Here is an 8,436-nt window from a genome sequence, read left to right as displayed (position 1 = left end):
AGGTAGGCTAGTCCTTCCGAATGCATGTCGCGCAGAAGTGGCCCCGGTTTCGGGACAGCGACATGCATAAAAACAAATGACGTGACCGATGCATCTGCGTGACGGCCTCCAGACCCATGCGACCGTCAGGCAGCGCTACGACCATCTGGTGGAAACCGGCGCGATCGAACGCGATCCGGCGCAGGAGTGGATCGCGGCTGCGCTCGATCGGCTGATCGACGAGATCTCGGCCAAGCGGCTGGCGCACAAGTCGAGCGCGCTGGGCTGGCTGTTTGCCCGCAAGCGCGAGACGCATGAGGCCGTCAAAGGCCTTTACATCCATGGCGGCGTCGGCCGCGGCAAGACCATGCTGATGGACATGTTCTTCGACTTGCTGCCGGTGCGGCGCAAGCGCCGCGTCCACTTCAACGACTTCATGGCCGATGTACAGGACCGTATCCAGAAGCACCGGCAGGCGCGCAAGAATGGCGACGTGAAGGAAGACGATCCGATCCCGCCCGTGGCCAAGGCGCTTGCCGAGCAGGCCTGGGTGCTGTGCTTCGACGAGTTCTCGGTCACCGACATTGCCGACGCGATGATCCTGTCGCGGTTGTTTTCGGCGCTGTTTGCCAGCGGCGTGGTGCTGGTCGCCACCTCGAACGTGGCGCCGGAAGATCTCTATCGCGACGGGCTGAACCGCCAGCTTTTCCTGCCGTTCATCGGCACTCTGGAGCGGCATGCACAGGTGTTGACGCTCGATGCCGACAAGGACTACCGACTGGAAAAGCTAGTCCGCACACCGGTCTATGTCACGCCGGCCGATGCGGCGGCCGCCCAGGTGCTCGACGAGGCCTGGCAAGCCATGACGCGCGGGGCGCCAGAGGCGCATACGTCGCTGGCGCTCAAAGGCCGGCACGTGGTCGTGCCGCGTGCGGCGGGCGATGCGGCGCGGTTCTCCTTTGCCGATCTCTGCGAAAAGCCGCTCGGAGCCCGCGATTTCCTGGCGATTGCCGGACGCTTTTCGACCGTCTTCATCGACCACGTCCCGGTGCTCGGCGATGGCAAGCGCAACGAGGCCAAGCGCTTCATCCTTTTGATCGACACGCTCTACGACCATCATGTGCGGCTGGTGGTGAGTGCCGAAGCGCCGCCGCAGAAGCTTTATGTGGCCAAACGCGGCGTCGAGGTCTTCGAGTTCGAGCGCACGGCATCGCGGCTGATCGAGATGCAAAGCCGCGACTGGCTGGAGGATTGGGCGGAGCGGCATAAGGCGAAGGCGGCGCCAGAAGCGCAGCAGACGCAAGCTTAGGCTCAGAGACGTAGGTTCCCCTCTTGCATCGTTGACGGTTGGCAAAACTGGCGCGACGATCGATCTCCCCCCTCGAGGGGGAGATGGCCGGCAGGCCAGAGGAGGTTGGTTCGACCGGGCGCGGCACAGATGGCGCCAGCGCTTCACGCGCGGCGACCCCCTCTGTCGCCTTTGGCGACATCTCCCTCTCAAGAGGGAGATTTGGTGCCGCATCACAAGGGCGTCATCACCCGAGTATTGCCTTACGATCTTCATCCTCATTGTGTAAATTCCCAGAAGTCGGCTTACAAACTTTGACGTTTACGTAAATCCCAAACACTCTAACCGATTGAAAATGCTGGCCTCGAAATAATCGTTTGAATTTATATCGCACCAAGGCTATTGGGTGCGGCGAAAATTCGCGGTTCCCCCGCAGCATTCCGGCCTCTTCTTCGACGCCGCCATCAAGTCGTTAAGGATTTGAGACGTCGTCACTGACAAAGGGAAAACATCCTCACATGGCACGCAACAAAATAGCGCTCATCGGCTCTGGCATGATCGGCGGCACGCTCGCCCACATGATCGGCCTCAAGGACCTCGGCGACGTGGTGCTGTTCGATATTGCCGAGGGTACCCCGCAGGGCAAGGGGCTCGATATCGCGCAGTCGTCGCCCGTCGATGGCTTCGACTCCAGGCTTACCGGCGTCAACGACTATGCCGGCATCGAGGGTGCCGATGTCTGCATCGTCACCGCCGGCGTGCCGCGCAAGCCCGGCATGAGCCGCGACGACCTTTTGGGCATCAACCTCAAGGTCATGGAACAGGTCGGCGCCGGGCTGAAGAAATACGCGCCGAAGGCCTTCGTTATCTGCATCACCAACCCGCTCGACGCCATGGTCTGGGCGCTGCAGAAGTTTTCCGGCCTGCCCAAGAGCCATGTCGTCGGCATGGCCGGCGTGCTCGACAGCGCGCGCTTCCGCTATTTCCTGGCCGAGGAATTCAAGGTCTCGGTCGAGGATGTCACCGCCTTCGTGCTCGGCGGCCACGGCGATTCCATGGTGCCAATGATCCGCTATTCGACGGTATCAGGCATTCCGCTGCCCGACCTCATCAAGATGGGCTGGACCTCGAAGGAAAAGCTCGACCAGATCGTGCAGCGCACCCGCGACGGCGGCGCCGAGATCGTCGGCCTGCTCAAGACCGGCTCGGCCTATTATGCGCCGGCGGCTTCCGCGATCCAGATGGCCGAAGCCTATCTCAAGGACAAGAAGCGTGTGCTGCCGTGTGCCGCGTATCTCTCCGGCCAGTATGGCGTCAAGAACACCTATGTCGGCGTTCCCGTGGTGATCGGCGCCGGCGGCGTCGAGCGCATCATCGAGATCGACCTCAACAAGGCCGAGCAGAAGATGTTCGACTCCTCGGTGGCGACGGTGCAGGGCCTGACCGAGGCCTGCGTCAAGATCGCGCCGCAGCTGGCCTCGAAGTGAACCGGAGCAAATCCAGATGAACATCCATGAGTATCAGGGCAAGGCGCTGCTGAAGTCTTTCGGCGCGCCAGTGGCCGAAGGTGTGCCGGTGTTCAAGGCGAGCGAGGCGGAAGCCGCGGCCAAGGCGCTGCCGGGTCCGCTCTATGTGGTGAAGAGCCAGATCCATGCCGGCGGCCGCGGCAAGGGCAAATTCACTGAACTCGGCCCCGATGCCAAGGGTGGGGTCAGGCTGTCGAAGTCGGTGGCCGAAGTCGTTGCCAACGCCAACGAGATGCTCGGCAACACGCTGGTGACCAAGCAGACCGGCCCGGCCGGCAAGCAGGTCAACCGCCTCTACATCGAGGATGGCGCCGACATCGAACGCGAGCTCTATCTGTCTATCCTGGTCGACCGCTCGGTCGGCCGCGTTGCCTTCGTCGTTTCGACGGAAGGCGGCATGGACATCGAGGCGGTCGCGCATGATACGCCGGAAAAGATCATCACTGTCGCCATCGACCCGGAAAAAGGCGTCACTGCAACCGATCTAAAGGCGCTCAACGGCGCGTTGAAGCTCGACGGCGACGCGGCACAGGACGGCAACACCCTGTTCCCGATCCTCTACAAGGCCTTTGTCGAGAAGGATATGAGCCTGCTCGAGGTCAACCCGCTGATCGTCATGAAGAACGGCCGGCTGCGCGTGCTCGATGCGAAAGTGTCGTTCGACAACAACGCGCTGTTCCGTCACCCCGACGTGCTCGAACTGCGCGACACCACCGAAGAGGATGAGAAGGAGATCGAGGCGTCGAAATACGACCTCGCCTATGTCGCCCTCGATGGCAATATCGGCTGCATGGTCAACGGCGCCGGGCTTGCCATGGCGACGATGGACATCATCAAGCTCTATGGCGCCGAACCGGCCAACTTCCTCGATGTCGGCGGTGGTGCGTCCAAGGAGAAGGTGACGGCGGCGTTCAAGATCATCACAAGGGATCCGGCGGTCAAGGGCATCCTGATCAACATCTTCGGCGGCATCATGAAGTGCGACATCATTGCCGAGGGCGTCATTGCCGCGGTCAAGGAAGTCGGCCTGGAAGTGCCGCTGGTGGTGCGACTGGAAGGCACCAATGCCGAGCTAGGCAAGAAGATCATCAACGACAGCGGCCTCAACGTGGTGTCGGCCGATGATCTCGACGACGCGGCCAAGAAGATCGTGGCGGCGGTGAAGGGCTGATCTGGTGCCTCCGCACAAGATAAACCTGGTCGAGGCGGCGGATCAAAAGATCAAGAAGGTCTTCGATCCGCACATTGCCGGCGACGTCAACGAGTCTCAGGTCAAGATCGCCAAATTCGGCGACGTCTTCGACTGGCACGCGCATGACAATGAGGACGAAGCCTTCCTCGTGCTGCGCGGCCGTATCGCCATCGATTTTCGCGACGGCACGGTGGAGCTCTCCAGCGGCGAGTTCATCGTCGTGCCGCGCGCCGTCGAGCATCGCCCGCGCTCGCTCAGCGAAGAACCTGTCGTGCTGATGTTCGAGCCGGCGACGACGCTCAACACCGGCAACGCCAAGAGCGACCTCACGGTCGCCGATCTGAAGCGGCTCTGACCGTGACCGCGCAGCCTTCCTCGATCAACAGTTTTTAGAAAAGGGCTCCCATGTCCATCCTCGTCGACAAGAACACCAAGGTGCTGGTGCAGGGCCTGACCGGCAAGACCGGCACGTTCCATACCGAGCAGGCGCTGGCCTATCACGGCACGAAAATGGTCGGCGGCATCCATCCCAAGAAGGGTGGCGAGACCTGGACCGGCTCGAAAGGCGAGAGCCTGCCGATCTTTGCCACCGTCGCCGAGGGCAAGGAAAGGACCGGCGCCAACGCGTCCGTTGTCTATGTGCCGCCGGCGGGTGCCGCCGAAGCGATCCTCGAAGCGATCGAGGCCGAGATCCCGCTGATCATCTGCATCACCGAAGGCATACCGGTGATGGACATGATCAAGGTCAAGGCCAGGCTCGATCGCTCGACCTCGCGGCTGATCGGGCCGAACTGCCCGGGCGTGCTGACGCCCAACGAATGCAAGATCGGCATCATGCCCGGAAACATCTTCCGCAAGGGTTCGGTCGGCGTTGTTTCACGCTCGGGAACACTTACCTATGAGGCAGTGTTCCAGACCACCAATGTCGGCCTCGGCCAGACTACCGCCGTCGGCATTGGCGGCGACCCCGTCAAGGGCACCGAGTTCATCGACGTGCTCGAGATGTTCCTCGCCGACGACGAAACCAAGTCGATCATCATGATCGGCGAGATCGGCGGTTCGGCAGAGGAAGACGCCGCGCAGTTCCTCAAGGACGAAGCCAAGCGTGGCCGCAAGAAGCCGATGGCCGGCTTCATCGCCGGGCGCACGGCGCCGGCCGGCCGCACCATGGGTCATGCGGGCGCGGTCATCTCCGGCGGCAAGGGCGGCGCCGAGGACAAGATCGCTGCGATGGAATCGGCCGGCATCAAGGTATCGCCCTCACCGGCAAGGCTGGGCACGACCTTGGTCGAGGCGATTAAGGGTTAAGGCAGTAAGGGAGTAGGGCAGTATGGCAGTAGGGGAATAGGAAGAACGGGACGAGCGCGGCTGCTTTCCCTACTGCCTTACTCCCCTACTCCCCTACTGCCCTACTCTCCTCCAAAAACAGGAGACGGAGCCAGGCTCCGCGGACAAAAATGGCAAGACAAGATCAGGCCAACGACCAGTTTTCGCTCACCTCTTTCCTCTATGGCGGCAATGCCGATTACATCGACGCGCTCTACGCCGCCTATGAGGACGATCCAGCCTCGGTCAATCCCGAATGGCAGGAGTTCTTCGCCGGGCTGAAGGACGATGCCGGCGATGTGCGCAAGAATGCCAAGGGCGCCTCATGGGCCAAGCCATCCTGGCCGCTGCAGGCCAATGGCGAGCTGGTGTCGGCGCTCGATGGCAATTGGGGCATCGTCGAGAAGCATCTGGAAAAGAAGGTCAAGGGCAAGGCGGTCACCAACGGCATCGTCCTCTCCGACGCCGACGTGCACCAGGCGACGCGCGATTCGGTGCGCGCAATCATGATGATCCGTGCCTATCGCATGCGCGGCCATCTGCACGCCAATCTCGACCCGCTCGGCATCGCCAAGCCGCTCGAGGACTACAACGAGCTGTCGCCGGAAAATTACGGCTTCACCGAAGCCGATTACGACCGGCCGATCTTCCTCGACAATGTCCTCGGGCTCGAATTCGGCAGTATCCGGCAGATGCTGGAAATCCTGACGCGCACCTATTGCTCGACGCTCGGCGTCGAGTTCATGCATATTTCCGATCCCGAGGAAAAGGCCTGGATCCAGGCGCGCATCGAGGGCGCTGACAAGGAGATCACCTTCACCGCCACCGGCAAGAAGGCGATCCTGCAGAAGCTGGTCGAGGCCGAAGGCTTCGAACAGTTCATCGACGTCAAGTACAAGGGCACCAAGCGCTTCGGCCTCGACGGCAGTGAAGCGCTGATCCCGGCGCTGGAGCAGATCGTCAAGCGTGGCGGCCAGCTCGGCATGAAGGAGATCGTGCTCGGCATGGCGCATCGCGGCCGGCTGAACGTGCTCTCCCAGGTGATGGCCAAGCCGCACCGCGCCATCTTCCATGAGTTCAAGGGCGGCTCGGCCGCCCCGGACGAGGTCGAAGGCTCGGGCGACGTCAAGTACCATCTCGGCGCCTCGTCGGACCGCGAGTTCGACGGCAACAAGGTGCATCTGTCGCTGACCGCCAACCCCTCGCATCTGGAAATCGTCGATCCGGTGGTGATGGGCAAGGCGCGCGCCAAGCAGGATTATCTGTTCGGCCGCAGCCGCGAGGAAATCGTGCCGCTGGAAGAGCGCGCCAAGGTGCTGCCACTCTTGCTGCACGGCGATGCCGCCTTTGCTGGCCAGGGCGTGATTGCCGAAATCCTCGGCCTGTCCGGCCTGCGCGGCCACCGCGTCGCCGGCACGCTGCATTTCATCATCAACAACCAGATCGGCTTCACCACCAATCCGCGCTTCTCGCGCTCGTCGCCCTATCCGTCCGACGTCGCCAAGATGATCGAGGCGCCGATCTTCCACGTCAATGGCGACGACCCGGAAGCTGTGGTGCACGCCACCAAGGTGGCGATCGAATTCCGCATGAAGTTCCACAAACCTGTTGTGGTCGACATGTTCTGCTACCGCCGCTTCGGCCACAATGAGGGCGACGAACCGGCCTTCACCCAGCCGATCATGTATCGCAACATCCGCACCCACAAGACGACGGTGCAGATCTATGCCGACCGCCTGATTGCCGAGGGCCACATCACCCAGGCTGAGTTCGACCAGATGAAGGCCGACTGGCGCGCGCATCTGGAATCCGAATGGGAAGTCGGCCAGCACTACAAGCCCAACAAGGCCGACTGGCTCGACGGTGCCTGGTCGGGCCTGCGCACGGCCGACAACCAGGACGAACAGCGGCGAGGCAAGACCGCCGTGCCGGTCAAGACGCTGAAGGAAATCGGCAAGAAGCTGACCGAGGTGCCGAAGGATTTCGAGGCGCACAAGACGATCATCCGCTTCCTCGAGAACCGCCGCCAGGCGATCGAGTCGGGCGAAGGCATCGACTGGTCGACGGCCGAGGCGCTGGCCTTCGGCGCCATCCTGCTCGACGGCAATCCGATCCGCCTGTCGGGGCAGGATTCCGAACGCGGCACCTTCTCGCAGCGCCATTCCGTGCTCTACGACCAGCGCGACGAGACCCGCTACATCCCGCTCAACAATCTGTCTGCCGCTCAAGCGGGCTACGAAGTCATCAACTCGATGCTGTCGGAAGAGGCGGTGCTCGGTTTCGAATATGGCTACAGTCTTGCCGAGCCGAAGGCGCTGACGCTGTGGGAAGCGCAGTTCGGCGACTTCGCCAACGGCGCCCAAGTGGTGTTCGACCAATTCATCTCGTCGGGCGAGCGCAAGTGGCTCAGAATGTCGGGCCTCGTTTGTCTCTTGCCGCATGGCTATGAAGGCCAGGGTCCGGAACATTCCTCGGCCCGGCTCGAACGCTTCCTGCAGCTTTGCGCCGAAGACAACATGCAAGTGGCCAACTGCACGACGCCGGCAAACTACTTCCACATCCTGCGCCGGCAGCTGAAGCGCGACTTCCGCAAGCCGCTGATCCTGATGACGCCGAAGTCGCTGCTGCGCCACAAGCGGGCGGTGTCGACGCTGCCGGAAATTTCGGGCGAAAGCTCGTTCCACCGGCTGCTTTGGGATGACGCCCAGCTGCTCCCCAACCAGGCGATCAAGCTCACCAAGGATTCCAAGATCCGCCGCGTCGTGCTGTGCTCGGGCAAGGTCTATTACGACCTCTATGAGGAGCGCGAGAAGCGCGGCATCAACGACATCTATCTGCTGCGCGTCGAACAGCTCTATCCGTTCCCGGCCAAGGCACTGATCACCGAACTGTCGCGCTTCCGCAATGCCGAGATGGTGTGGTGCCAGGAGGAGCCCAAGAACATGGGCGCCTGGTCGTTCATCGACCCGTATCTGGAATGGGTGCTGGCGCATATCGACGCCAAGCATCAGCGGGTGCGCTACACCGGCCGTCCGGCTGCCGCCTCGCCGGCGACCGGACTGATGTCGAAGCATCTCGCCCAGCTCGCCGCCTTGCTCGAAGACGCGCTCGGCGAATAACAGAAC

6 protein-coding genes are annotated in these 8,436 nt (G+C 62.3%); all 6 read left to right on the top strand.

What is annotated here, in order from left to right; all coding sequences use genetic code 11:
* The first annotated feature begins 88 nt into the window (after positions 1 to 88).
* The 6 genes from zapE to EN993_RS02265 all read left to right on the top strand — a co-directional run bounded on the left by zapE (position 89) and on the right by EN993_RS02265 (position 8,430).
* The gene (zapE, locus tag EN993_RS02290) at positions 89 to 1,288 is read left to right on the top strand and encodes a cell division protein ZapE (protein ID WP_109663785.1); all 1,200 of its coding nucleotides are present in this window, start codon (positions 89 to 91) and stop codon (positions 1,286 to 1,288) included.
* Between the two features lie 497 nt (positions 1,289 to 1,785).
* Complete coding sequence (mdh, locus tag EN993_RS02285; protein WP_127262257.1) at positions 1,786 to 2,754, top strand: malate dehydrogenase; 969 nt, start codon at positions 1,786 to 1,788, stop codon at positions 2,752 to 2,754.
* Between the two features lie 16 nt (positions 2,755 to 2,770).
* Positions 2,771 to 3,964, top strand: a complete 1,194-nt coding sequence (sucC, locus tag EN993_RS02280; RefSeq protein ID WP_109663789.1) for an ADP-forming succinate--CoA ligase subunit beta — start codon at positions 2,771 to 2,773, stop codon at positions 3,962 to 3,964.
* A 4-nt stretch (positions 3,965 to 3,968) separates the two neighbouring features.
* Entirely contained in the window at positions 3,969 to 4,340 is a 372-nt protein-coding gene (locus EN993_RS02275; RefSeq protein ID WP_057145194.1) for a cupin domain-containing protein, read from the top strand.
* A 50-nt stretch (positions 4,341 to 4,390) separates the two neighbouring features.
* Positions 4,391 to 5,293 carry a succinate--CoA ligase subunit alpha gene (gene sucD / locus EN993_RS02270; RefSeq protein WP_126066906.1) on the top strand — a complete coding sequence of 301 codons (903 nt, stop codon included), beginning with the start codon at positions 4,391 to 4,393 and terminating at the stop codon, positions 5,291 to 5,293.
* Positions 5,294 to 5,442: 149 nt separating this feature from the next.
* On the top strand, positions 5,443 to 8,430 hold the full coding sequence (locus EN993_RS02265; RefSeq protein WP_127262256.1) for a 2-oxoglutarate dehydrogenase E1 component: 2,988 nt from the start codon (positions 5,443 to 5,445) through the stop codon (positions 8,428 to 8,430).
* Positions 8,431 to 8,436: the final 6 nt, after the last annotated feature.

The sequence above is a fragment of the Mesorhizobium sp. M7D.F.Ca.US.004.01.2.1 genome, from assembly GCF_003997785.1.
In the GTDB taxonomy this organism is placed as follows: Bacteria; Pseudomonadota; Alphaproteobacteria; order Rhizobiales; family Rhizobiaceae; genus Mesorhizobium; species Mesorhizobium loti.
The sequence above is the reverse complement of the archived record's forward strand: the minus strand, read 5'-3'. Positions and strand labels throughout refer to the sequence as shown.